This window comes from Streptomyces sp. NPDC089919, assembly GCF_040684615.1.
Classification (GTDB): domain Bacteria; phylum Actinomycetota; class Actinomycetes; order Streptomycetales; family Streptomycetaceae; genus Streptomyces.
This window is the reverse complement of sequence record NZ_JBFBGK010000080.1, coordinates 20,372-42,076: the sequence shown is the minus strand read 5'-3', so window position 1 is coordinate 42,076 and position 21,705 is coordinate 20,372. Positions and strand designations below refer to the sequence as shown.

The 21,705-nt window shown below is 73.6% G+C and carries 23 protein-coding genes; 16 read left to right on the top strand and 7 right to left on the bottom strand.

Annotated elements, in window-relative coordinates:
- Window positions 1-139 precede the first annotated feature (139 nt).
- On the top strand, window positions 140-2,248 hold the full coding sequence (locus tag AB0O40_RS27160) for a primosomal protein N' (protein ID WP_365046998.1): 2,109 nt from the start codon (window positions 140-142) through the stop codon (window positions 2,246-2,248).
- Between the two features lie 75 nt (window positions 2,249-2,323).
- Here AB0O40_RS27160 and AB0O40_RS27155 read toward each other — a convergent pair whose 3' ends face one another.
- Window positions 2,324-2,848 carry a hypothetical protein gene (locus AB0O40_RS27155; RefSeq protein WP_365046995.1) on the bottom strand — a complete coding sequence of 175 codons (525 nt, stop codon included), beginning with the start codon at window positions 2,846-2,848 and terminating at the stop codon, window positions 2,324-2,326.
- 255 nt (window positions 2,849-3,103) lie between these two features.
- Between AB0O40_RS27155 and fmt the strand changes: the two genes are divergently transcribed.
- The 6 genes from fmt (at window position 3,104) to AB0O40_RS27125 (ending at window position 8,638) form a co-directional block, all read left to right on the top strand.
- Complete coding sequence (fmt, locus tag AB0O40_RS27150; RefSeq protein WP_365046992.1) at window positions 3,104-4,036, top strand: methionyl-tRNA formyltransferase; 933 nt, start codon at window positions 3,104-3,106, stop codon at window positions 4,034-4,036.
- Window positions 4,037-4,142: 106 nt separating this feature from the next.
- Complete coding sequence (locus AB0O40_RS27145) at window positions 4,143-5,630, top strand: transcription antitermination factor NusB (protein WP_365046989.1); 1,488 nt, start codon at window positions 4,143-4,145, stop codon at window positions 5,628-5,630.
- A gap of 175 nt (window positions 5,631-5,805) precedes the next feature.
- Window positions 5,806-6,492, top strand: coding sequence for a ribulose-phosphate 3-epimerase (rpe, locus tag AB0O40_RS27140; RefSeq protein ID WP_365046986.1), 687 nt, complete (start codon window positions 5,806-5,808; stop codon window positions 6,490-6,492).
- A 139-nt stretch (window positions 6,493-6,631) separates the two neighbouring features.
- A complete protein-coding gene (locus tag AB0O40_RS27135) occupies window positions 6,632-7,678 on the top strand; it encodes a sugar-binding domain-containing protein (protein WP_365046983.1) in 1,047 nt (348 codons plus the stop codon).
- A 76-nt stretch (window positions 7,679-7,754) separates the two neighbouring features.
- Window positions 7,755-8,216, top strand: a complete 462-nt coding sequence (locus tag AB0O40_RS27130) for a ribonuclease domain-containing protein (RefSeq protein WP_365046980.1) — start codon at window positions 7,755-7,757, stop codon at window positions 8,214-8,216.
- Window positions 8,213-8,638, top strand: a complete 426-nt coding sequence (locus AB0O40_RS27125) for a barstar family protein (RefSeq protein ID WP_365046977.1) — start codon at window positions 8,213-8,215, stop codon at window positions 8,636-8,638. The genes AB0O40_RS27130 and AB0O40_RS27125 overlap by 4 nt, the downstream gene beginning before the upstream one ends.
- A 26-nt stretch (window positions 8,639-8,664) precedes the next feature.
- Here AB0O40_RS27125 and AB0O40_RS27120 read toward each other — a convergent pair whose 3' ends face one another.
- From AB0O40_RS27120 to AB0O40_RS27095, 6 genes are all read right to left on the bottom strand, one after another.
- The gene (locus AB0O40_RS27120; protein WP_365046974.1) at window positions 8,665-9,483 is read right to left on the bottom strand and encodes an MBL fold metallo-hydrolase; all 819 of its coding nucleotides are present in this window, start codon (window positions 9,481-9,483) and stop codon (window positions 8,665-8,667) included.
- Window positions 9,484-9,603: 120 nt separating this feature from the next.
- Window positions 9,604-10,080 carry a group II truncated hemoglobin gene (locus tag AB0O40_RS27115; RefSeq protein WP_365046971.1) on the bottom strand — a complete coding sequence of 159 codons (477 nt, stop codon included), beginning with the start codon at window positions 10,078-10,080 and terminating at the stop codon, window positions 9,604-9,606.
- A gap of 16 nt (window positions 10,081-10,096) precedes the next feature.
- Complete coding sequence (locus tag AB0O40_RS27110) at window positions 10,097-10,426, bottom strand: antibiotic biosynthesis monooxygenase family protein (protein WP_365046968.1); 330 nt, start codon at window positions 10,424-10,426, stop codon at window positions 10,097-10,099.
- Window positions 10,427-10,527: 101 nt separating this feature from the next.
- Window positions 10,528-11,022 carry a hypothetical protein gene (locus AB0O40_RS27105; protein ID WP_365046965.1) on the bottom strand — a complete coding sequence of 165 codons (495 nt, stop codon included), beginning with the start codon at window positions 11,020-11,022 and terminating at the stop codon, window positions 10,528-10,530.
- Window positions 11,023-11,117: 95 nt separating this feature from the next.
- Window positions 11,118-12,794 (bottom strand): FAD-dependent oxidoreductase, encoded by a 1,677-nt coding sequence (locus AB0O40_RS27100; RefSeq protein WP_365047000.1) that lies wholly within the window; start codon window positions 12,792-12,794, stop codon window positions 11,118-11,120.
- A 68-nt stretch (window positions 12,795-12,862) separates the two neighbouring features.
- Entirely contained in the window at window positions 12,863-13,141 is a 279-nt protein-coding gene (locus tag AB0O40_RS27095; RefSeq protein ID WP_365046962.1) for a UBP-type zinc finger domain-containing protein, read from the bottom strand.
- A 245-nt stretch (window positions 13,142-13,386) separates the two neighbouring features.
- Between AB0O40_RS27095 and AB0O40_RS27090 the strand changes: the two genes are divergently transcribed.
- Genes AB0O40_RS27090 through AB0O40_RS27050 form a run of 9 tightly spaced genes read left to right on the top strand, consistent with a single transcriptional unit; the run spans window position 13,387 to window position 21,695 of the window.
- On the top strand, window positions 13,387-14,211 hold the full coding sequence (locus AB0O40_RS27090) for a type 1 glutamine amidotransferase domain-containing protein (protein ID WP_365046959.1): 825 nt from the start codon (window positions 13,387-13,389) through the stop codon (window positions 14,209-14,211).
- Between the two features lie 14 nt (window positions 14,212-14,225).
- Complete coding sequence (locus AB0O40_RS27085; RefSeq protein ID WP_365046956.1) at window positions 14,226-15,869, top strand: thiamine pyrophosphate-binding protein; 1,644 nt, start codon at window positions 14,226-14,228, stop codon at window positions 15,867-15,869.
- A 24-nt stretch (window positions 15,870-15,893) separates the two neighbouring features.
- Window positions 15,894-16,328, top strand: a complete 435-nt coding sequence (locus AB0O40_RS27080; protein WP_365046953.1) for a nuclear transport factor 2 family protein — start codon at window positions 15,894-15,896, stop codon at window positions 16,326-16,328.
- A gap of 19 nt (window positions 16,329-16,347) precedes the next feature.
- Entirely contained in the window at window positions 16,348-16,803 is a 456-nt protein-coding gene (locus AB0O40_RS27075) for a nuclear transport factor 2 family protein (RefSeq protein ID WP_365046950.1), read from the top strand.
- A 12-nt stretch (window positions 16,804-16,815) separates the two neighbouring features.
- Window positions 16,816-17,205 carry a nuclear transport factor 2 family protein gene (locus AB0O40_RS27070; protein WP_365046947.1) on the top strand — a complete coding sequence of 130 codons (390 nt, stop codon included), beginning with the start codon at window positions 16,816-16,818 and terminating at the stop codon, window positions 17,203-17,205.
- Window positions 17,206-17,218: 13 nt separating this feature from the next.
- Entirely contained in the window at window positions 17,219-18,817 is a 1,599-nt protein-coding gene (locus tag AB0O40_RS27065; protein WP_365046944.1) for a GMC oxidoreductase, read from the top strand.
- Window positions 18,810-19,421 carry a DJ-1/PfpI family protein gene (locus AB0O40_RS27060; RefSeq protein ID WP_365046941.1) on the top strand — a complete coding sequence of 204 codons (612 nt, stop codon included), beginning with the start codon at window positions 18,810-18,812 and terminating at the stop codon, window positions 19,419-19,421. The genes AB0O40_RS27065 and AB0O40_RS27060 overlap by 8 nt, the downstream gene beginning before the upstream one ends.
- Entirely contained in the window at window positions 19,421-19,882 is a 462-nt protein-coding gene (locus tag AB0O40_RS27055; protein WP_365046938.1) for a VOC family protein, read from the top strand. The genes AB0O40_RS27060 and AB0O40_RS27055 overlap by 1 nt, the downstream gene beginning before the upstream one ends.
- The gene (locus AB0O40_RS27050) at window positions 19,875-21,695 is read left to right on the top strand and encodes an AGE family epimerase/isomerase (RefSeq protein ID WP_365046935.1); all 1,821 of its coding nucleotides are present in this window, start codon (window positions 19,875-19,877) and stop codon (window positions 21,693-21,695) included. The genes AB0O40_RS27055 and AB0O40_RS27050 overlap by 8 nt, the downstream gene beginning before the upstream one ends.
- Window positions 21,696-21,705 lie beyond the last annotated feature (10 nt).

Below are 21,705 nucleotides of genomic sequence, written 5' to 3'. Positions count from 1 at the left end.
GGCCCCCCCCCCCCGCACTCACCCCCCCCCGCCCCCCACCCCCCGCCGCCCCCCCCCCCCCCCCCCCGGCCGGCCCCCGTCCGCGTTCCGTGCCCCGGGGGCGCCCGCGCTGTCGGTGCGCTTTGGTAAGAATGCTGGTGTGAGCAGCGAGAACGAATCAGGCGAGCAGGCCGGGGGGCCGCCCGAGCAGCTTGCTCTCATCCGCGAGACGGTCCGCGCGGCGCAGGCCGCCGCGCCCAAGGCCAAGCCCCGCACCTGGCGCGGCGCCGCCCTCGCCCAGGAGCTCCCGGTCGCCCGGATCCTGGTCAACAAAGGCGTGCTCCACCTCGACCAGCTCTGGGACTACGCCGTCCCCGAGGAGCTGGCCGCCACCGCGCAGCCCGGGGTCCGGGTCCGGGTCCGCTTCGGGGCCGGCGCCGGCCAGGTCCGCGGCGGACGCCGGGAGGGCGGCCGGCTGATCGACGGCTTCATCGTCGAGCGGCGGGCCGAGAGCGACTACAGCGGCCCCCTGGCGGCCCTGGCCCAGGTGGTCTCCCCGGAGCCGGTGCTCACCCCCGCCCTGCTCGCCCTGACCCGCGCGGTCGCCGACCGGTACGCCGGCAGCCTGGCCGACGTCCTCCAGCTCGCCCTGCCGCCGCGCAACGCCAAGGCCGAGGCCAAGCCCTCCCCGGAGCCGCTGCCCGCGCCGCCGGTGCCCGAGCTCGGGAGCTGGAGCCGGTACCCCGCCGGCCCGGCCTTCCTGCGCGCCCTGGCCACCGGCGGCACCCCGCGGGCGGTGTGGACCGCGCTGCCCGGCCCGACCTGGCCCGAGGAACTGGCCCGCGCCATCGCCGCGGCCCTCGCCTCCGGACGGGGCGCGCTCGCCGTACTGCCCGACGGGCGCGCGGCGGCCCGGCTGGACGCCGCGCTCACCGCCCTGCTCGGCCCGGGCCGGCACGCCCTGCTGACCGCCGAGTCCGGTCCCGAGAAGCGCTACCGGCAGTGGCTGGCCGTGCACCGCGGGGCGGTCAAGGCCGTCATCGGCACCCGCGCCGCGATGTTCGCGCCGGTCCGCGACCTCGGCCTGGTGGCCGTCTGGGACGACGGGGACTCCAGCCACGCCGACGACCACGCCCCCTTCCCGCACGTCCGGGAGGTGCTGGAGCTGCGCGCGGCCCACGAGGACTGCGGCTTCCTGCTCGGCGCCACCGGCTGCACGGTCGAGGCGGCCCAGCTGGTGGAGACCGGCTGGGCGCGCCCGCTGGTGGCCGGCCGCGAGCAGGTCCGCACCGCCGCGCCGCTGGTCCGCACGGTCGGCGAGGAGGAGCTGGCCCGGGACGGCGCCGCCCGGGCCGCCCGGCTGCCCAGCCTGGCCTGGCAGACCGTCCGGGAGGGCCTGGCGCACGGCCCCGTGCTGGTGCAGGTGCCCCGGCGCGGCTACGTCCCCCGGCTGGCCTGCGAGCGCTGCCGGACCCCGGCCCGCTGCCGGGCCTGCCAGGGGCCGCTGGAGGCCCCGGACGAGCGGGCGCTGCGGTGCGGCTGGTGCGGCCGGGGGGAGCCCTCCTGGCACTGCACCGCCTGCGGTGCGGTGCGGCTGCGGGCCAGCGTGGTGGGCGCCCGGCGGACCGCCGAGGAACTGGGGCGCGCCTTCCCGGCGGTCCCGGTGCGCACCTCGGGGCGGGACCACGTCCTGGACTCCGTACCGGACCGGCCGGCGCTGATCGTGAGCACCCCGGGGGCCGAGCCGGTGGCCGAGGGGTCCGGGTACGCCGCCGCCCTGCTGCTGGACGGCTGGGCGATGCTCGGCCGGCCCGACCTGCGGGCGGGGGAGGAGGCGCTGCGCCGCTGGATCGGGGCGGCCGCGCTGGTCCGGGGGACCGGCACGGTCGTGGTGGTGGCCGAGCCCACGCTCCGGCCGGTCCAGGCGCTGGTCCGCTGGGACCCGGTCGGCCACGCGGTGCGCGAGCTGTCGGAGCGGGCCGAGCTGCGCTTCCCGCCGGTGTCGCGGATGGCGGCGGTGGCGGGCCGGGCCGAGTCGGTGGAGGAGTTCCTGGCCACCGCCGGACTGCCGGCGGACGCCGAGGTGCTGGGCCCGGTGCCGGTGGCGGGACCCCGCTCGCCGGGCGTCCGGGCGCTGGTGCGGGTGCCGCCCGGGTCCGGGGCGGCGCTGGCCGCGGCGCTGAAGGCCGCGCAGGTGGCCCGGCTCACCCGGGGGGCACCCGCCGGGGATCCGATCCGGATCCGCATCGACCCCCCGGACATCGGCTGAGCGGACATCGGCTGAGCCGGTCCGGGCTCCGCACCCCCCGGCGGGGGCCGGAGGGTGCCGCGGAGCCGGGGCGGCTCAGCCCGTGCGCGGGCCGGGGAAGGCGGCGGGGCGGGGGCCGTCCTCGCGCAGCGCGGGGGAGGCGGTCAGCTGGGCCGGCATCGAGCGCGCCGCGGGCACGGTCGGCATGCCCAGGGTGCGCGTGGTGGTGCCCTCGACCAGCGGCTCCGCGGCCTCCGGGGCGGTCGCGGCACCGGCCCGGCGGGCGCCGTACCGCCGGTGCACCGCCTGCTTGGTGACGCCGAGGGCGGAGCCCACCGCGTCCCACGAGAAGCCGAGCGAGCGGTCGAAGTCCACCGCCGCGGTCACCAGCGTCTCGACGCTGTCGCGCAGCTCCTGGGCCAGTCGGACGGTGGGGGCGGGGGCCCGCCCGTACACGACGAAGCCCGTGGAGGGCCCGGAACGACGGGGGCGGTAGACGTTGCCCAGCTGGGCGGTGAGCGTACGCAGCGCGTCCACCTGACGGCGGACCCGCTCGATGTCCCGCACCAGCAGATGCAGGCTGGCCCTCGCTTGAGCGTCGTGGGTGGCGTGGTCGGCCATGAACAAGCCTCTCGAACCGGCGTTGGATCGGATCGGGCGGCGCACATTGCGGCCCGTTTCGGTCAATCTCTCTTGACCAACGCTCCAAATGCCGAGGAAGTCACGCTCCAGGGGCGTGTCGGCATATGCGAGAGGCGCGCGTGTGTGCGTACGCCCCCACCGGTGGCCGGGCGCCCGCCGATGGCGGTCCCCGGTACGGCCCATAGACTGGACGCCCGCCCCAGCCGCCCGCCGCAAAGCGAGGTAAGACCCCAAGTGAAGCTCGTCTTCGCAGGCACCCCCGAGGTGGCCGTGCCCGCCCTCGACGCCCTGATCGCCTCCGGCCGGCACGAGGTCGCCGCCGTGGTGACCCGTCCCGACGCGCCCGCCGGCCGCGGCCGGCGGCTGGTCGCCAGCCCGGTGGCCCAGCGCGCCGAGGAGGCCGGCATCGAGGTGCTCAAGCCGGTCCGGCCGCGCGACCCCGACTTCCAGCAGCGGCTGCGCGAGATCGCCCCCGACTGCTGCCCCGTGGTGGCCTACGGCGCGCTGCTGCCCAAGTCCGCCCTGGAGATCCCCGCCCGCGGCTGGGTCAACCTGCACTTCTCGCTGCTGCCGGCCTGGCGCGGCGCCGCCCCGGTCCAGCACTCGATCATGGGCGGGGACGAGGTGACCGGCGCCTCCACCTTCCTCATCGAGGAGGGGCTGGACTCCGGCCCGGTCTACGGCGTGCTCACCGAGGAGATCCGGGCCACCGACACCAGCGGCGACCTGCTGACCCGGCTCGCCTTCGCCGGGGCCGGACTGCTGGCGGCCACCATGGACGGGATCGAGGACGGCACCCTGCGCGCCGTCCCGCAGCCCGCCGACGGCATCTCGCTGGCCCCCAAGATCAACGTCGAGGACGCCCAGGTCGACTGGGCGGCGCCGGCGCTGCGCGCCGACCGGATCGTCCGCGGCTGCACCCCGGCGCCCGGCGCCTGGACGCTCTTCCGCGGCGAGCGGCTGAAGCTGATCTCGCTGGCGCTGGTGCCGGACCGCACGGATCTCGCGCCCGGCGAGCTCGCCCCGGCCAAGAACAACGTGTACGTCGGCACCGGCTCGCACGCCGTCGAACTGCTGTGGGTGCAGCCCCAGGGCAAGAAGCCGATGAAGGCCGCCGACTGGGCCCGTGGGGTGCGGATCGCCGCCGGCGAGTCGCTGGGCGGCTGAGCAGCGGTCCCGCCGCCCGCACCCTGAGAGGGCGGGCGGCGGGCGCCGACGTACGCTGAGGGGGTTCGCACGTTCGCACCACCATCCTCAGCGGAGCACCTTTCACGTGACCGACCAGCCCCGTCGCCGTCCCGCCGCCCAGCAGGGCGGCCAGGCCAAGCGCCCGGCCAAGCCCTACCGCCGCCCCCAGAAGGACCCGGTCCGCATCCTCGCCTTCGAGGCGCTGCGGGCCGTGGACGAGCGGGACGCCTACGCCAACCTCGTCCTGCCCCCGCTGCTGCGCAAGGCCCGGGAGGCCGCCGAGGCCAAGGGCGGCACCTTCGACGCGCGGGACGCGGCGCTCGCCACCGAGCTGGTCTACGGCACCCTGCGCCGCCAGGGCACCTACGACGCGGTGATCTCGGCCTGTGTGGACCGGCCGCTGCGCGAGGTCGACCCGCCGGTGCTCGACGTCCTCTCCCTCGGTGCCCACCAGCTGCTGGGCACCCGCATCCCCACCCACGCCGCGGTCTCCGCCAGCGTGGAGCTGGCCCGGGTGGTGCTCGGCGACGGGCGGGCGAAGTTCGTCAACGCCGTCCTGCGCAAGATCGCCGCGGACGACCTCGACGGCTGGCTGGCCAAGGTGGCCCCCGCGTACGAGGACGACGCCGAGGACCACCTCGCCGTGGTCCACTCGCACCCGCGCTGGGTGGTCTCCGCCCTGTGGGACGCCCTCGGCGGCGGCCGGGCCGGCATCGAGGACCTGCTGGAGGCGGACAACGAACGCCCCGAGGTGACCCTGGTCGCCCGCCCGGGCCGGTCCACCCCCGAGGAACTGCTCGGCGCGGCCGGCGTGGACTCGGGGCTGCCCGGCCGCTGGTCGCCGTACGCCGTCCGACTGGCCGAGGGCGGCGAGCCGGGTGCGATCGAGGCGGTCCGGGAGGGCCGGGCCGGCGTCCAGGACGAGGGCAGCCAGCTGGTGGCCATCGCGCTGGCCAACGCACCCGTCGAGGGGTCCGACGAGCGCTGGCTGGACGGCTGCGCGGGCCCCGGCGGCAAGGCCGCCCTGCTGGCCGCGCTGGCCGCCGAGAGGGGGGCGATGCTGCTCGCCTCCGAGAAGCAGCCGCACCGCGCCGGGCTGGTGGCCCGCGCGCTGGCCGGCAACCCCGGCCCCTACCAGGTCATCGCGGCCGACGGCACCCGGCCGCCGTGGCGCCCCGGCTCCTTCGACCGGGTCCTGATGGACGTGCCCTGCTCCGGCCTGGGCGCCCTGCGCCGCCGCCCCGAAGCCCGCTGGCGCCGCCGCCCGGCCGACCTGGAGGGCTTCGCCCCGCTCCAGCGCGCACTGCTGCGCGAGGCGCTGAGCGCGGTACGCGTCGGCGGCGTGGTCGGCTACGCGACCTGCTCGCCGCACCTGGCCGAGACCCGGATCGTGGTGGACGACGTCCTCAAGGGCCGGGGCGCCAAGGCCGAGCCGGTCTCGGCGGAGTTCATCGACGCCCGCCCGCTGATGGGCGGCATCCCGGCGCTGGGCGACGGGCCGGACGTACAGCTGTGGCCGCATCTGCACGGGACGGACGCGATGTATCTGGCGCTGTTGCGGCGGACTGCCTGAGGTCAGTGCTTGAGGTCAGGGCTTGAGGTCGGCCGGAGAGGTCGTGGAGGGCTTGGGCCTGTTCCGGGGACCCGCCCGTCCCGACCGCCCGCCGGGGGACCCCGCGAGGTTCGGGGGCGGAGCGCGCGAAAGGGCCGGCACCCGGGGAAGGCCCAGGGCATGGCAGGCTTGGGGCATGGCCGTTCAGATCAATCCCAGCATCCTGTCCGCGGACTTCGCCCGGCTCGCCGAGGAGGCGAAGGCGGTCGAGGGCGCCGACTGGCTCCACGTCGACGTCATGGACAACCACTTCGTCCCCAACCTGACGCTCGGCGTGCCGATCGTGGAATCGCTCAGCCGGGCCACGGACATCCCGCTGGACCTGCATCTGATGATCGAGAACCCGGACCGCTGGGCCCCGCAGTACGTCGAGGCCGGCGCCGGGTCGGTCACCTTCCACGCGGAGGCGGCGGGAGCGCCGATCCGGCTGGCCCGGGAGATCCGGGCCAAGGGCGCCCGGGCCTCGATGGCGCTCAAGCCCGCCACCCCCATCGAGCAGTACGAGGACATCCTGCCCGAGCTGGACATGCTCCTGATCATGACCGTGGAGCCCGGCTTCGGCGGCCAGTCCTTCCTGGACGTGATGCTGCCCAAGATCCGCCGGACCCGGGAGCTGATCGCCAAGCACGGTCTCGAGCTCTGGCTCCAGGTCGACGGCGGGGTCTCGGCCTCGACCATCGAGCGGTGCGCGGAGGCCGGCGCCGACGTGTTCGTCGCCGGCTCCGCGGTGTACGGCGCGGCGGACCCGGCCGAGGCGGTCCGGACCCTGCGCGAGCAGGCCGGTGCGGCCATCGCCGCGGCCCCCTGGGCCTGCGACCACTGAGGGCCGGGAGACGCCCGGGACGCATGGGCGCGGCCCGGGCGCAAGCAGAAGAAAGCTCGGTGAACAGCTCGGTGAACGACTGCCTTCCGGGCTGATCAACGGCCGCCGGATCTGACAGGATGAACGGCGAGTCGAGAGTGTGAACAGCAGTGAGGAGATCGCGGTGTCTGGTGTATCGGCGGGACGCTCAGCCCTGCGGATGGGACCCGCGGAGCTGGTGCAGGCGGCGGCCATGGCCCGTCGCTTCTACCTGGAGGGCAAGTCCAAGATCCAGATCGCCGAGGAGTTCGGCGTGAGCCGCTTCAAGGTGGCCCGGGTCCTGGAGACCGCCCTCGAGCGCGACCTCGTGCGGATCGAGATCCGCGTCCCGGCCGAGCTGGACGCGGAGCGCTCCGACGCGCTGCGGGCCCGCTACGGGCTGCGGCACGCGGTCGTCGTGGAGTCCCCGGCCGACACCTCCGAGGACGCCCCGGACCCGGAGAACCTCGGCGCGGTCGCCGCCGACCTGCTCGGCGAGCTGGTCAACGAAGGCGACGTGCTGGGCCTGGCCTGGGGCCGCTCGACCATCCACATGGCGGCGGCCCTGCACCGGCTGCCGCCCTGCACCGTCGTCCAGCTGACCGGCGTGTACGACGCCGGGACCGCCGAGCGGGGCTCGGTGGAGGCGGTCCGCCGCGCCGCGCAGGTCTCCGGCGGCGACGCGCACCCCATCTACGCGCCGATGCTGCTGCCGGACCCGGCCACCGCGGCCGCGCTGCGCAACCAGACCGGCATCGCCCGGGCCTTCGAGTACTTCGACAAGGTCACCGTCGCGGCGGTCTCCATCGGTTCCTGGGAGCCGGGCATCTCCACCGTCCACGACATGCTCACCGACGAGGAGCGGGCGCACTACGCCTCGCTGGGCGTGGCCGCCGAGATGTCGGCTCACCTCTTCGACAAGGACGGCCGCCGGGTCGGCCGGGACCTGGGCGAGCGGTGCATCACGGTCGAGGCCGACCGGCTGCGCCGGATTCCCGAGGTCGTGGCGATCGCCGGCGGGCTGCGCAAGGCCGCGGCCATCGGCGCGGTGCTCCGCTCCGGGCTGGTGACCAGCCTGGTCACGGACACCGCGGTGGCCGACTACCTGCTGACCGAGTCCGCGCCGGGCGCCCGGCCGGCGCTGGAGCGGGCCGACCCGGACGACTGAGCCGGTGGCCGGGCGGGGAGGGGAGCCGGGAACGCCTGGTTCGCGCCCCGACGGGTTGTTTGGCAGCATCGGGGGCATGATCGTGCGCAATGCGACCCGTCGGCTGCGCCGGACGCTCGCGGCGGCGCTGCTGTGCCTCGTCACGGCGGCGCTGGCCGCCTGCGGGGGCGGCGCGGGCGGTTCCGCCTCCGCCGGGGCGAGTGCCCGGCCGAGCGCCGCCGCCTCCACCGGGCCGGTGCGCACCCCGGACTGGGCCGGCGGACTGCCCGTCGTACGGGCGGCCGAGCTGCCCCCGCAGGCCCGCGACACGCTGCTGCTGATCGACCGGGGCGGACCCTATCCGTACCGGCAGGACGGCACGGTCTTCGGCAACTTCGAGCGGGTGCTGCCCCGTCAGAAGCGCGGCTACTACCACGAGTACACCGTCCGCACCCCCGGCTCCCGGGACCGTGGCGCCCGCCGGCTGGTGACCGGGCAGGGCGGTGAGCTCTTCTACACGGGCGACCACTACAAGAGCTTCAAGGCGGTGCTCCGATGACCGTGGATCCGCTGGAGCCGACGGACCCGCTGGGCGAGCCGGCCGGGCTGCGGGTGTGGGCGGACGGCGATCCGCTGGCCCCGGCGCTGGCCGCCGCGGCCGAGGCCGGCTGGCGGACGTACCGGCTGGACCTCGCGGGGGTGCGCTCCCGGGCCGCGCTGATGGACCGGTGCGCGCAGGTCCTGGACCTGCCGCCGTGGTTCGGCCGCAACTGGGACGCGCTGGCGGACTGCCTGACCGACCTGTCCTGGGAGCCGGAGGTCCCCGGCCGGCTGCTGGCCCTCACCTCCTGGTCCCGGTACGCCGCCGCGCGTCCGCGCGAGGCCGAGGTCTTGCAGGAGGTACTGGAGTCGGTGGTCGACCACTGGCGCGAGTCCGGCGCGGCCGCCTTCACGACGCTGCTGGTGAGCGGGGTGGACTGACAGAGGGGGGCGGGCCGGCCCGCAGGTCACGCCGCAGCCGGCGCGGTCGGCGGCTCGAACCCCGCCAGCATAGCTTCCAGGGCTGCCTGGTCGGGGCCGACGAAGGGGGCCTGGCCGGCGGCTGAGGCGAGGGTGTCGATCATCGGGCCGGTGATGGCGGGGGCGGCCGGCAGGTGGGTGGAGAGGACCAGCTCCGGGGCCCGGGCGCGCAGTTCGCCGAAGCTGCCGGCGAAGGCCATCGGGTCGACCTGCTGTACCCAGGGGCTGTCCACGCTCGCCCACAGGAGCTGCGCCTCGCGTACCGACGCGGCGTCCAGCGCCCGGACGTCCTCGCCCTCGGCGAGCTCGGCGGTCGGCATCGGGCCGCCGAAGCAGTCCGAGCTGAAGCAGACGCCGGTGGCGTCGTCGAAGAAGCCGACCGTGGCGGGGTTGTCGAAGAGGGGCGGCCGGAAGCCGGTGAGGGTGCGGTCGCCCACGTCCAGGGTCTGGCCGGGGTTCAGGAGGAAGAGGCGGTCCATCGGCAGCGGCCGTTCGCAGGACATGATCCCGGCGCCCATGAAGGTGGTCACCACCCGGGCCCGGGGGGCCGCCTCCAGCAGGGCGAAGATCCCGCCGGTGTGGTCCCGGTCGGGGTGGGTGAGCCAGATCCAGCGGACGTCCGCCGGGTCGAGGGCCTGGCCGAGGAGGGCCAGGAAGTCCCGGTCGGGCAGCCCCAGACCGGTGTCGACCACCACCGGCTCGGCGGCGTGCAGGACGAAGGCGTTGACGGGGAGGTGGCCGATCCCGGGGACCTCGAGGCTGTCGCTGAGGACGCTGACATCGGGCCGGACCCTGTGCACGGGCATGGCGGACCCTCCGGAACCCCCAGGGATGGTCGACCGCTCGCGCCCTTGCCCACCATCCTGCGCCCCGGGCGGGTCCGGCGCGACCGGGTGGGGGCGGTGGGCCCCCACCCGGCGCCGGGGTCACGGGGCGGCGGTGTCCTTCGGGATCCAGGGCGGGGTCTGGCCCCAGCCCCAGACGGGTACCTTGGCCGCGTCCACCGGCGGAGGGTCCTCGCCCGAGTAGATCAGGGCCATCCGCGTGCCCCACTCGATGTAGTAGACGAAGACCGCGCGGAACTCCGGGTCGGTGGGCAGCCCCACCTCGTCGGCGGTGTCCATCAGCAGGTCCACCCAGCGGCGGCGCTGCTTCTCGGTGATGCCCCGGCCCAGGTGCTTGGTGGCCATGTGCATGTGGCCGCCGTGCCGGGCGGTGTACTCGGCCGGGCCCCCGAAGACCTCGGAGAGCCAGACCGCGACGTGCTGGGGGTGTTCGGCGTCCATCCCGGCGAAGACCGGGGCCAGGATCTCGTCCTGCAGGGCGTGGCCGTAGAAGGCGTCGGTGAGGCGGTTCATCGCCTCGGCCCCGCCCATCCATTCGTAGATCGTGGGTGTGCTCATCGTGCTCCGCCTCGCCTCATGCCGCTCCGGCGGCCTTGCCGGGGCCCACCACATCGGTGACCTGGTAGTGCTGCATCTCCTCGATGGCCGTCACGTACGGACGGATGGCGCCGAAGAAGCCCGGGAAGTGCTCCCCGCGGCGGAAGCCCTCGAGGTGGTCCCGGACCGAGGTCCAGCGGATCCGCAGGATGTACCGCTCGGGCTCCTCCTCACAGCGGGCCAGTTCGTAGTCGACGCACTCGGGGGCGGCGGCCAGCGACTGCGCGGCCGTGCGGTAGGCGTCCTCGAAGGCGTTCTGGTCCTCTAACGCGATCCGGTAGCGGATGTACTCGACGGTGGTGGCCATGTCGGTCTGCCTCTCCGTGGGTTCGGCCGCATCGGCCGGCCGTGGTGATCAGCTGCTGCGGCAACCTTCGCGCGATCATCGATTCCCGTCAGCCGTTCGCCTCATTCCTCTTCCGACTCCATGGAGTCGGGGCCCTGGGCGCGGACCCGCTGGACGGCCTCCAGCGACTCGCGCAGCTCGGCCAGCCAGGCGTCGGTGTTGCGGCCGACCAGCCGGACGCACCAGGCCAGCGCGTCGGCGCGGCTGCGGGCCACGCCCCCCTCGACCAGCGTGTCCAGCACCCGGCGCTCGGACTGGCGCAGCCGGGTCATCACGGGGACGGCGAGGTGGGTGAAGAGGGTCCGCTCGCCCTCGGCGGACTCCACGCCCCAGGCGACCTTGCGGCGGTACAGGCCCTCGGCCTCGCGGGCCACCTCGATGCGCGCCTCGCGGGTGCGGGCGCGGAACTCCTTCACCGACTCGCCGGCCGGCGGCCGGCCGACGACGGTGATCTCCTCCCGGTCGACCGCGACCTCGACCAGGCTCTCGTAGACGTCGATGGGAAGCCGCTCGGCGAACCAGCCGCGGAGCTGCTCTCGCTGCTCTGGCGTAATCATGTAATCAACGTTGCACCCGCCGGGCCGGTGAACGCAAGGGGCGCGCGCCGGTCGGTTCCGGCGCGCGCCCCCGCTCCCGTCCTGCGGCCGGGGCCTCAGCCCATGGACCGGTACCGGTGGATCAGGGAGATCGCCATCGCCCCCTCGCCCACCCCCGAGGCCACCCGCTTGACCGAGTGCGCCCGCACGTCGCCGGCTGCGAACACCCCCGGCACGCTGGTCTCCAGCGGGTAGGGGGCCCGCTCCAGGCTCCACTCGGCCGGCAGCTCGCCGCCGTTGGCGATCAGGTCGGAGCCGGTGAGCACGAAACCGAACTCGTCCCGCTCCACCACCCCCTCCAGCCAGGCCGTGTGCGGGCGGGCGCCGATGAAGGTGAACATGAAGCGGGCCGGGACCTCGGTGTCGGCGCCGGTGTCCGCGTCGTGCAGGGTGATCCGCTCCAGGTGCTCCTCGCCGGCCAGGGCCGTGACCGTGGTGCGGGTGCGGACCTCGATGTTGGGGGTGCGGTCGATCTCGTCGATCAGGTAGTGGGACATGCTCGCGTCCAGTGAGGCGGCCCGGACCAGGATCGTCACCCGGGCCGCGTACTTGGCGAAGTGGACGGCGGCCTGGCCGGCGGAGTTGGCACCGCCGACGATGAACACGTGCTGCGAGATGCAGGCCGAACTCTCGGTGGTGGCCGCGCCGTAGTAGAGCCCGGCCCCCTCGAACCGCTCGGCGCCCGGGGCCTGGAGCCGGTTGTAGGCCACCCCGGTCGCCAGCAGCACCGTCTCGGCGCTGATCTCGGTGCCGTCGGCCAGGGTGAGGATCTTGGCGGGGTCGGCCCGGGTGAGCGAGACCACCTCCACCGGGTGCAGGATCTCCGCGCCGAACCGGGACGCCTGGATGGTGGCCCGGCGGGTCAGGTCCCCGCCGGAGAGCCCCGAGGGGAAGCCCAGGTAGTTCTCGATCAGGCTGGAGGTGCCCGCCTGGCCGCCCGGCGCCCGGGAGTCCAGCATCAGGGTGCTCAGGCCCTCGGAGGCCGCGTACACCCCGGCCGCCAGGCCGGCCGGGCCGGCGCCGACGATCACGCACTCGTAGTGCGGCCGGGAGGCCGTGGTGGCCAGCCCCAGGGCGCCGGCGAGCTCCGCGTCGGTGGGCGCCGACAGCAGCCTGCCGTCCGGGAAGCGGACCAGCGGCAGCGCCGCGTCCGGCTGGACGGCCAGCAGGGTCAGCGCCTCCGGGTCCCGCTCCACGTTCAGGAACCGGAACGGCTGTCCGTTGCGGGTGAAGAAGTCCCGCACGGCATGGGTGCCGGGGGAGACCAGGTGGCCGGCCACGATGATCCCGTCGTACGCGGGCCGATAGGTGGCCAGCCAGTCCGACAGCAGGTCGTCCAGCACCGGGAACAGCCGCTCGTGCGGCGGGTCCCAGGGCTTGAGCAGGTAGTAGTCCAGCCGGACCCGGTTGATCGCGGTGATCGCCGCGTCCGTCTCGGCGTAGGCCGTCAGCAGCACCCGGCGGGCGTCCGGGAAGCGGCTGACCGCCTCCAGCAGGAACTCCACGCCGGTGACGTCCGGCATCCGCTGGTCCACCAGGAACAGCGCCGGGTCGTGGCCCCGCTCGTCCAGCGAGTCCAGGATCTTGAGGGCGTCGGCGGCCGAGGAGGCGCCCAGTACCCGGTACCGGTCCCCGTACGCGCTGCGCAGGTCGCGCCGGACCGCCCGCAGCACCTGCGGGTCGTCGTCCACCGCGAGGATGACCGGCTTGCGGCTCTCCGCGTCCGGCCGCACCGGCCCGGCGGCGGGCTTGCGGGCGGTCCCCTGCGCCGGGCCCCGGGGCGCCCGCTCCCGCGCGGTGCTCACGCCGTCTCCAGCAGCAGCTTGTCGGCGTAGCACCAGGCCCAGTCCTCGCCCGGCTCGTACGAGGCCGCGATGGGGTGGGAGGTGCGGTGGAAGTGCCCGGTCGCGTGCCGGTTTCTGGACGAGTCGCAGCAGCCCACGTGGCCGCAGCTGAGGCAGAGCCGCAGGTGGACCCACGAGTCCCCGAGGGCGAGGCACTCCTCGCAGCCCTCCGAGCCGGCGGTCACTTGGCGGATCTGGTCGATGTGGGCGCAGCCGTTCTCCGAGTCGTTCTCCATCGGACCCCGTCCTTCCCTGAGGAAATCGTCATGACCATAAGTCGGACCCCTGCCGCGGGTTCAGCTATTCGGCCGAAGTCATGGAGTCCGACGGCTACTTCATGACGTCGGCGGCCGACTACCTGAGGTGCCCCGGGGACCCTGCCCGCTACCTCACCAAGTCGCACGCGGGGCCTTTGACGACGGCTCGAGAGCGCAGCAGTGTGGTGCTCGCCAACGACAACAGGCGGCGCCAGGAGGAATACGTGAGCAGAAAGATTCTGGTCATTGTCTCCGAACACGGTTACTGGGCCGAGGAACTGATCGGGCCCGTCTCCCAATTCGACGAGCGTGGCTACGAAGTCGTCTTCGCGACGCCGACCGGAAAGCGCGCGCACGCACTTCCGCCCAGTCTCGACGCGAGCTACGTGGACCCGCCGCTGGGCCGCTCGGTCACCACCGAGGAGAACGCCCGGCTCGGCCGCGAGTTCGAGCAGTCCAGCCGGCTGGACACCCCGCTGGACATCGAGGCCTGGGTGCCCGAGCGGCCGTACACCAGCGACGAGGGCTACCTGCGGAAGCTGGAGCAGTACCACCGCGACCTCGACCGGCTGGACGCCGACATCGCCGGCTACGACGCCGTCCTGATCGTCGGCGGCTCCGGCCCGATCGTCGACCTCGCCAACAACGAGCGGGTGCACGCCCTGATCCTGGCCTTCAAGAAGGCCGGCAAGGTCGTGGCCGCCGAGTGCTACGGGGTCGCCTGCCTGGCCTTCGCCCGCGACTGGGACGACCGGGCCAGCATCATCCGGGGCAAGCACGTCACCGGCCACTGCAAGGAGTACGACTACAAGGACGGCACCGGATTCCTCGGCACCGACTTCAACATGGGCCCCCCGCCCTACCCGCTGGAGTACATCCTGCGCGATGCGACCGGGCCGCGCGGCAGGTACCACGGGAACTTCGGAAAACCGGTGTCGGTGATCGTGGACTTCCCGTTCGTCACCGGCCGCTCCACCCCCGACTCGTACCTCACGGGGCAGAAGATCGTGGAAGTCCTCGAGGACGGCCTCACCCGTTACGGGTGGTGAATCAGGGGGAATTCATGAGTGCGACTCCGGGCCGGGAAAGGCTCATCGAACAATTCAAGGCCGACGGCCTCGACGTGATGTTCGGAAATCCCGGGACAGTGGAACAGGGATTCCTCGACGCGGCCGACGCGGCCGAGGGTTTCAGCTACGTCCTGACCCTCCAGGAGACGGTGGCCGCGGGCATTGCGGACGGCTACGCCCGGGCCACCGGCGGCGCCGCGCTGCTCCAGCTGCACTCCGGGGTCGGCCTCGGCAACGGCATCGGCATGCTCTACCAGTCGCTGCGCGGCCACACCCCGCTCGTGGTGGTCGCCGGGGACGCCGGGGTGCGGTACGACGCGATGGACGCGCAGATGGCGGCCGACCTGGTGGCCATGGCCAAGCCGGTCACCAAGTACGCGACCCGGGTCACCGATCCGCGCTCGGTGCTGCGGACCGTGCGCCGGGCCGTGAAGATCGCGCTCACCCCGCCCCGCGGCCCGGTCTTCGTGGCCCTGCCGATGGACGTGCTGGACGAGCTCAACGACGAGCCGGTGCTGCCGGCCACCGTCCCGCTCACCGACGTGACGCCCTCGGACGCCTCCGTCGGCCGGGCCGCCCGGCTGCTGGCCGGGGCGCGCCGGCCGCTGGTGCTGATCGGGGACGGGGTGGCGCTCTCCGGGGCGCAGGCCGAACTGGCCGCCGTCGCCGAGCTGCTGGGCGCCGACGTGTACGAGGTGGACTCCTCCGAGGTGAACATCGCCGCCTCGCACCCGCTGCGCCGGGGCCAGCTCGGCCACATGTTCGGCGGGCACAGCGCGGAGCTGGTGCGGGAGGCGGACGCGGTGCTGATCGTCGGCACGTACGTCTTCCCCGAGGTCTTCCCCGAGCTGGTCAGCCCGTTCGCGGACGGGGCGCGGATCGTGCACGTCGACCTCAACGGCTACGAGATCGCCAAGAACCACCCGGTCGACCTGGGCCTGGTCGCCGACCCGCGCCAGGCGCTGCGGGCCCTGGCGCCCGTACTGGCCCGGGAGATGGACCCGCCCGCCCGGGCCGCGGCCGGGGCCCGGCTCGCGGCCCGCACCCGGGAGCGGGCCGCCGCGCTCGGCGCGGCGCGCACGGAGCAGGACGGCTCGCCCATGGCGGTCTTCCTGCGGACCCTGGCCGAGCGCACCGGCGGCGACCTGATCGTCTTCGACGAGGCCCTGACCACCTCCCCGCTGGTCACCGCCCACCTGCCGGCCGAGCGGCCGGGCGACTACCACCTCACCCGGGGCGGCTCCCTCGGCGTCGGCTTCCCCGGCGCGGTGGGCGCCAAGCTGGCCCGGCCGGACCGGCTGGTCGTCGGCTTCGCCGGGGACGGCGGCTCCATGTACACCTACCAGGCGCTGTGGACGGCGGTCCGGCACGGCATCGCCGCGAAGTTCGTGGTCTGCAACAACCGCAAGTACCGGCTGCTGGACGACAACATCGCCCAGTACTGGCGGGAGCGCGAGATCCCCGAGCACGCCTTCCCCGACTCCTTCGACCTCTCCCGCCCGGAGATCGACTTCGCCGGCCTGGCCCGTTCCCTGGGCGCCGGCGGCACCCGGGTGGAGAAGCCGGACGAGGCGGCGGCCGCGGTGCGCCTGATGCTCGACCACCCCGGCCCCTACCTCGTCGACATCCAGATCTGACCCACACACGACACGGAGGCGCGCATGTCCGCCGAGCGGCTCACCGAGGACGCGATCCGGACCTTCGCGGGAGACTGGTACACCGCCCTCGACCGGCACGTACCGCCGTCCGAGGTGCTCGCGATGATCACCGAGGACCTGGAGTTCGCGGTGCCCGAGGACACCTTCCGCGGGTACGACGGCTTCGGCCGCTGGTACGAGGCCGTCACCCACCGGTTCTTCGACGAGGTGCACACCGTCACCGAGGTCGAGCCGGTGATCGAGGGCGGCCGGGCCGTCGTCCGGGTGCTGGTGAACTGGCAGGCCAAGATCTGGGACGCACCGGCCGCCCGCAGCGTCTGGCTCGGCTTCGACGCCGACCAGACCTGGACCGTGGTGCCCGGCCCGGACGGGCGTCCGCTGATCAAGACGTACACCGTCAACAAGCTGGCCCCGATGCCGGGTTCGGCCTCCCTCTGACGCGCCGAAGGAGCGGACCATGACCAATGTGACGCGGCAGCGGGTCGAGGCGGCCTACCGCGCGCTCGGCTCCGGCGATCGCGCCCGGATCCTCGAGTACTACGCCGAGGACCTGCGGTGGCTGGTCCCCGGCAACCACCCGCTGGCGGGCTGGTACGAGAGCCTGGACGCCTTCCTGGAGCTGATGGGGCAGACCCACAAGCTCACCGGGGGCACCTTCCGGATGGAGATCGAGGCCGTCCTGACCGGTCCGGACTGCTCGGCCGACGTGTGCCGCAACACCGGGCTGCGGGCCGGCGCCCCGGAGGACGCGCAGTCCCCGTACGAGCGGATGGACTACCCGGTCTTCCACTTCATGCGCTGGCGGGACGGCCGGGTCGTGGAGGGCCGGGACGGCCTCTTCGGCGACACGGCCAGCGCCTTCAGCCAGTTCTGGGCGCCGTTCGCTCCGGACGGCCTCCGCAGGGACCGATAGGGGATGAGCGCGATGGACGCACGCCAGATCCTGACCGACTACTACGAGCGCGCCAACGCCGGTGACTGGGACCGCTGGTGCGACCTGTTCGCCGACGCCCAGGTCATGGACGAGCAGCTGGCCGGCCACATCGAGGGCCTGGAGACGCTGCGTTCGATGATGAAGGGCATGGGGACCATGTACCGGGTCTTCCGGAACGAGCCCCGGCACCTGGTCGTCGAGGCCGCCGGACCGGACGGCACCGTCAAGGCCGCCGCGGTCTCCCACCTCACCGCGGTCAGTGCCTCGGGCGAGGCCATCGAGGCCGAGGTGATGAACTTCTTCGAGATCGCCGACGGGAAGATCGCCTACATGGCCAACTTCCACGACACGGTCCCCTTCCAGGTCCTCGGCCAGGGCTGAGGGGGCGGGCGTCGTGACGGAGTACGACTACGTCATCGTGGGGTCCGGCACGGCCGGCAGCGTGCTGGCCAACCGGCTCACCGAGGACCCGGACACCACCGTGCTCGTGCTGGAGGCCGGCGGCCCCCGCATCCCGCCCGAGGTGGACGACCCGTCCTCCTGGTACAAGCTGCTGGGCGGGCCGGTGGACTGGGGCTACACGTCCGTGCCCCAGCCGGGGCTGGACGGCCGGCAGACCTACGAGCCGCGCGGCAAGGCCCCCGGCGGCAGCAGCAACCTCTACATCATGATGCACATCCGGGGCCACGCCTCGGACTTCGACAACTGGGCCTACCAGGGCGCCGCCGGCTGGTCGTACGAAGACGTGCTGCCGTACTTCGCGCTGCTGGAGTCCCAGGAGGACCGCACCACGGCCGCCATCGGCACCGCGGGCCCGCAGCGGGTCACCAACGCCGGCCGGCACGGCCCGAACCCGGTCTCCCGCGCCTTCATCGACGCGGCCGTGGAGCTGGGCCACCAGGAGATCGCCGACTTCAACACCGACGGTCCGCGGCGCGGGCTGTTCGGCACCGGCTGGCACCACATCGACGTCGCGGACGGCCGCCGGCAGGGCGCCCTGGTCTCCTACCTGGAACCGGCCCTGACCCGCCCCGGCCTCACCCTGCGGACCGGGGCGCAGGCCACCCGGCTGCTCTTCGAGGGCGACACCTGCACGGGCGTCGAGTACGTCCAGGGCGAGCCGCCGGCGGACTTCGCCGGCCGGACCGTCGCGGACGTGGCCGGCACCACCGGCACCCCCGGCACGCACACCGTCCGGGCCCGGCGCGAGGTGATCGTCGCGGCCGGCGCCATCGAGTCGCCCAAGCTGCTGCTGCTCTCCGGCATCGGCCACCCGGACCGGCTGCGCGAGCACGGCATCGCGCCGACCGCGGCGGTGCCGGGCGTCGGCGAGAACTTCCACAACCACGTGCTGACCGGGCTGATGGCGGAGGTCACCCAGGAGCTCCCGCCGCCCGCCCAGAACCTCTCCGAGAGCGCGCTGTTCCTGGCCTCGCGGCCCGGGCTGCCCGCCCCCGACCTCCAGATCGCCTTCGTGCACGTGCCGTTCGACGTGATCGTCGGGCAGTCGCACCCGAACACCGTCTCCATCCTGCCCGGCGTGGTGCGGCCGGTCTCCCGGGGCTGGATCCGGCTGGCGAGCGCCGACCCGCTGGCCGCGCCGCTGATCCACCCCAACTACCTGGGCGACGACTGGGACCTCGACCGGATGGTGCAGGGCGTCAGGCTGGCCCGGGAGATCTTCGCCACCTCGGCCTTCTCGCCCTGGTACAAGCAGGAGCTGCAGCCCGGGCCCGGCACCGTCACCGACGACGAGCTGCGCACCTTCGTCCGGCGCAAGGCGGAGAGCTACCACCACCAGGCCGGCTCCTGCCGGATGGGCGTGGACGGGCTCTCGGTCGTCGACCCCGAGCTGCGGGTGCACGGCGTCCGCGGCCTGCGGGTGGCCGACGCCAGCGTGATGCCGGCCGTCCCGTCCGGCAACTGCCACACCGCCATCGCGATGATCGCCGAGCGGGCGGCCGACCTCATCAAGGGGGTGTCCCGTGCCTGACCCCGTGCTGCGCGAGGGAGCGCTCACCGGGACCCGGATCGCGGTCCTGGTGGAGAGCGACTTCTACGAGCCCGAGATCTTCTACTACGGGCACCGGTTCGCCGAGGAGGGTGCCCGGGTCGACTTCCTGACCCGGCTGTGGGGCCAGGACTCCATCACCTTCACCGGCCACGAGTACCGGGCGCCGTTCACCGCCGACCGGAGCCTGGAAGGCCTCTCCGACGACGAACTGCGCGCGTACGCGGCGCTGATCGTGCCCTCCGGCATGGTCGCCGACCGGCTGCGCTACACCGAGGACGTGGACGTCCTGGCGCCCGCGACCGAACTGCTGCGCCGCGCCTTCGAGGAGCCGACCGTCCTCAAGGGGATCATCTGCCACGGCATGTGGCTGGCCGCCTCGATCCCCGGCAAGGTCCGGGGCCGCAAGGTGGTCTGCCACAACAACCTCATCGGGGACGTGCGCAACATGGGCGCCCAGTACGTCGACGAGGACGTGGTGGTCGACGGGGACCTGGTCACCGGCCGCACCGGCGCCCACCACCACCTCTTCGCCCGCCGGATCATCGAGCTGGTGGCGGCCGGCCGGGGCCGGAGGGCCGACTGATGCGCTGGTCGCACGTCGGCCTCAACTGCACGGACCAGAAGGTGACCGAGGAGTTCTACACGCGGTGGTTCGGCTTCGCCCGGGCCCGGGTGGTCGACCTCGGCGCCTCGCAGATCGTCTTCCTGCGCAAGGGCGACGCGTACCTGGAGCTGTTCCCGGCGGACGCCGAGCCGGCCCGGGCGGCGGTGGACGACGGACCCCGGACCCCGGGGCGGATGCGCCACCTCGCCTTCCAGACCGACAGCGTCGACGCCTTCCTCGCCGACCTCGGCGACGGGGCGGAGGTCACCCTGGGCCCGCTGGACTTCGACGACTTCGTCTGCGGCTGGCGGACCGTCTGGGTCCGCGACCCGGACGGGGTGATCGTCGAGGTGAGCCAGGGCTTCGAGGACGAGCACACGCAAGCGGACCGTACCGACGCTGACCGGACCAACGACATGAAGGGTGCCCGACATGGCTGACGCCGTGAGCTTCTCCTTCTCCGACACCATCGCCGGCTACGTCGGCCACTTCGACTCCGAGAGCCGGCAGCTGCGGCTGACCACCACCGACGGCCGCGAGTTCACCGTGTCGCTGGCCTCCGGCCCCAGCGCGGAGCTGGTCCGCAACCTCGACGAGCCGTACGCCGACGCCTCCGGCCACATCGACGAGATGCTGTCGCCGGGCCGGTTCCTCTTCGTCTACGGCGTCCACTACCCGGAGCACGGCGGCCGGTTCGACGCCAAGCGGCTGGTCTTCCTGGGCCGCGGCGCCGAGGACTACCGCTTCGAGGAGTCCGGCTGGTGGATCAAGCAGATCGAGTCGCTGGCCGCCTTCTACAAGCGGGCGCAGTTCGGCGACGGGCCGGTGGACTTCGCCCAGTACCGGACCGAGATCCGGCTCGGCGGCGACAAGACCGCCAGCCACGTCCAGGAGACCGACACCATCTCCCGGCTGGTCTACGGCATGGCCTCGGCCTACCTGCTCACCGGCAAGGACGAGTACCTGGAGGTCGCCGAGCGGGGCACCGAGTACCTGCGCGCCCACATGCGGGTGGTGGACTCCGAAGAGGACGTCACGTACTGGTACCACGGCATCAGCGTCGAGGGGGACGCCGAGCGCAAGCTCTTCACCTCGGAGTTCTACGACGACTTCGACGCGATCCCGATGTACGAGCAGATCTACGCCCTGGCCGGCCCGATCCAGACCTACCGGGTCACCGGCGACGCGCGGATCAAGGACGACGCCGACGGCACGATCCGGCTCTTCGACAAGTTCTTCTTCGACCGCGAGCAGGGCGGCTACTACTCGCACATCGACCCGATCCTCTTCAGCGCGGACCACGAGTCCCTGGGCGAGAACGCCGAGCGCAAGAACTGGAACTCGGTGGGCGACCACGCGCCCGCCTACCTGATCAACCTGTACCTGGCCACCGGCGACCAGAAGTACGCGGACTTCCTCGAGTACACCTTCGACACCATCGCCGAGCGGTTCCCGGACTACGAGAACAGCCCCTTCGTCCAGGAGCGGTTCTTCCGCGACTGGTCCCACGACAAGGGCCACAGCTGGCAGCAGGACCGCGCGGTGGTCGGCCACAACCTCAAGATCGCCTGGAACCTGCTGCGGATGAACTCCCTGAAGGCCAAGCCGGCCTACGAGGAGCTGGCCCGGCGGATCGGCGAGATCATGCCCGAGGTGGGCAGCGACCGGCAGCGCGGCGGCTGGTACGACGTGGTCGAGCGGGTCAAGGACGGCGACCAGGAGACGTATCGTTTCGCCTGGCACGACCGCAAGGCCTGGTGGCAGCAGGAGCAGGCGATCCTCGCCTACCTGATCCTGGACGGCACCCTGGGCGGCGACCTCTTCAAGAAGGAGGCCCGCCAGGCGGAGGCCTTCTACAACACCTTCTTCCTCGACCACGACGAGGGAGCCGTCTACTTCAACGTGCTCGCCAGCGGCACGCCGTACCTGCTCGGCACCGAGCGGCTCAAGGGCAGCCACTCGATGTCCATGTACCACTCGGCGGAGCTGTGCTACCTGGCCGCCGTGTACAACAACCTGCTCGTCAACGGCCGCGACATGGACTTCCACTTCAAGCCCGACCCGGCCGACCTGCCCGGCCGCCTGCTGCGGGTCTCGCCGGACCTGCTGCCGGCCGGCTCGGTGCGCATCGCCGCCGTGGAGATCGACGAGAAGCCGTACGACGACTTCGACGCCGAAGCGCTCACCATCACGCTTCCGGACGTCCAGGGACGGGTCAAGGTCAAGGTCCGGCTGCGGCCGGTGGCCAAGTAGCGCTCGACGG

Excerpts from the sequence above, each read along its gene's own strand:
- AB0O40_RS27155 (WP_365046995.1), bottom strand. The coding sequence starts at position 2,848 with ATGGCCGACCACGCCACCCACGACGCTCAAGCGAGGGCCAGCCTGCAT.
- rpe (WP_365046986.1), top strand. The coding sequence starts at position 5,806 with ATGGCCGTTCAGATCAATCCCAGCATCCTGTCCGCGGACTTCGCCCGG.
- AB0O40_RS27130 (WP_365046980.1), top strand. The coding sequence starts at position 7,755 with ATGATCGTGCGCAATGCGACCCGTCGGCTGCGCCGGACGCTCGCGGCG.
- AB0O40_RS27125 (WP_365046977.1), top strand. The coding sequence starts at position 8,213 with ATGACCGTGGATCCGCTGGAGCCGACGGACCCGCTGGGCGAGCCGGCC.
- AB0O40_RS27120 (WP_365046974.1), bottom strand. The coding sequence starts at position 9,483 with ATGCCCGTGCACAGGGTCCGGCCCGATGTCAGCGTCCTCAGCGACAGC.
- AB0O40_RS27115 (WP_365046971.1), bottom strand. The coding sequence starts at position 10,080 with ATGAGCACACCCACGATCTACGAATGGATGGGCGGGGCCGAGGCGATG.
- AB0O40_RS27110 (WP_365046968.1), bottom strand. The coding sequence starts at position 10,426 with ATGGCCACCACCGTCGAGTACATCCGCTACCGGATCGCGTTAGAGGAC.
- AB0O40_RS27105 (WP_365046965.1), bottom strand. The coding sequence starts at position 11,022 with ATGATTACGCCAGAGCAGCGAGAGCAGCTCCGCGGCTGGTTCGCCGAG.
- AB0O40_RS27095 (WP_365046962.1), bottom strand. The coding sequence starts at position 13,141 with ATGGAGAACGACTCGGAGAACGGCTGCGCCCACATCGACCAGATCCGC.
- AB0O40_RS27085 (WP_365046956.1), top strand. The coding sequence starts at position 14,226 with ATGAGTGCGACTCCGGGCCGGGAAAGGCTCATCGAACAATTCAAGGCC.
- AB0O40_RS27080 (WP_365046953.1), top strand. The coding sequence starts at position 15,894 with ATGTCCGCCGAGCGGCTCACCGAGGACGCGATCCGGACCTTCGCGGGA.
- AB0O40_RS27075 (WP_365046950.1), top strand. The coding sequence starts at position 16,348 with ATGACCAATGTGACGCGGCAGCGGGTCGAGGCGGCCTACCGCGCGCTC.
- AB0O40_RS27070 (WP_365046947.1), top strand. The coding sequence starts at position 16,816 with ATGGACGCACGCCAGATCCTGACCGACTACTACGAGCGCGCCAACGCC.
- AB0O40_RS27055 (WP_365046938.1), top strand. The coding sequence starts at position 19,421 with ATGCGCTGGTCGCACGTCGGCCTCAACTGCACGGACCAGAAGGTGACC.
- AB0O40_RS27050 (WP_365046935.1), top strand. The coding sequence starts at position 19,875 with ATGGCTGACGCCGTGAGCTTCTCCTTCTCCGACACCATCGCCGGCTAC.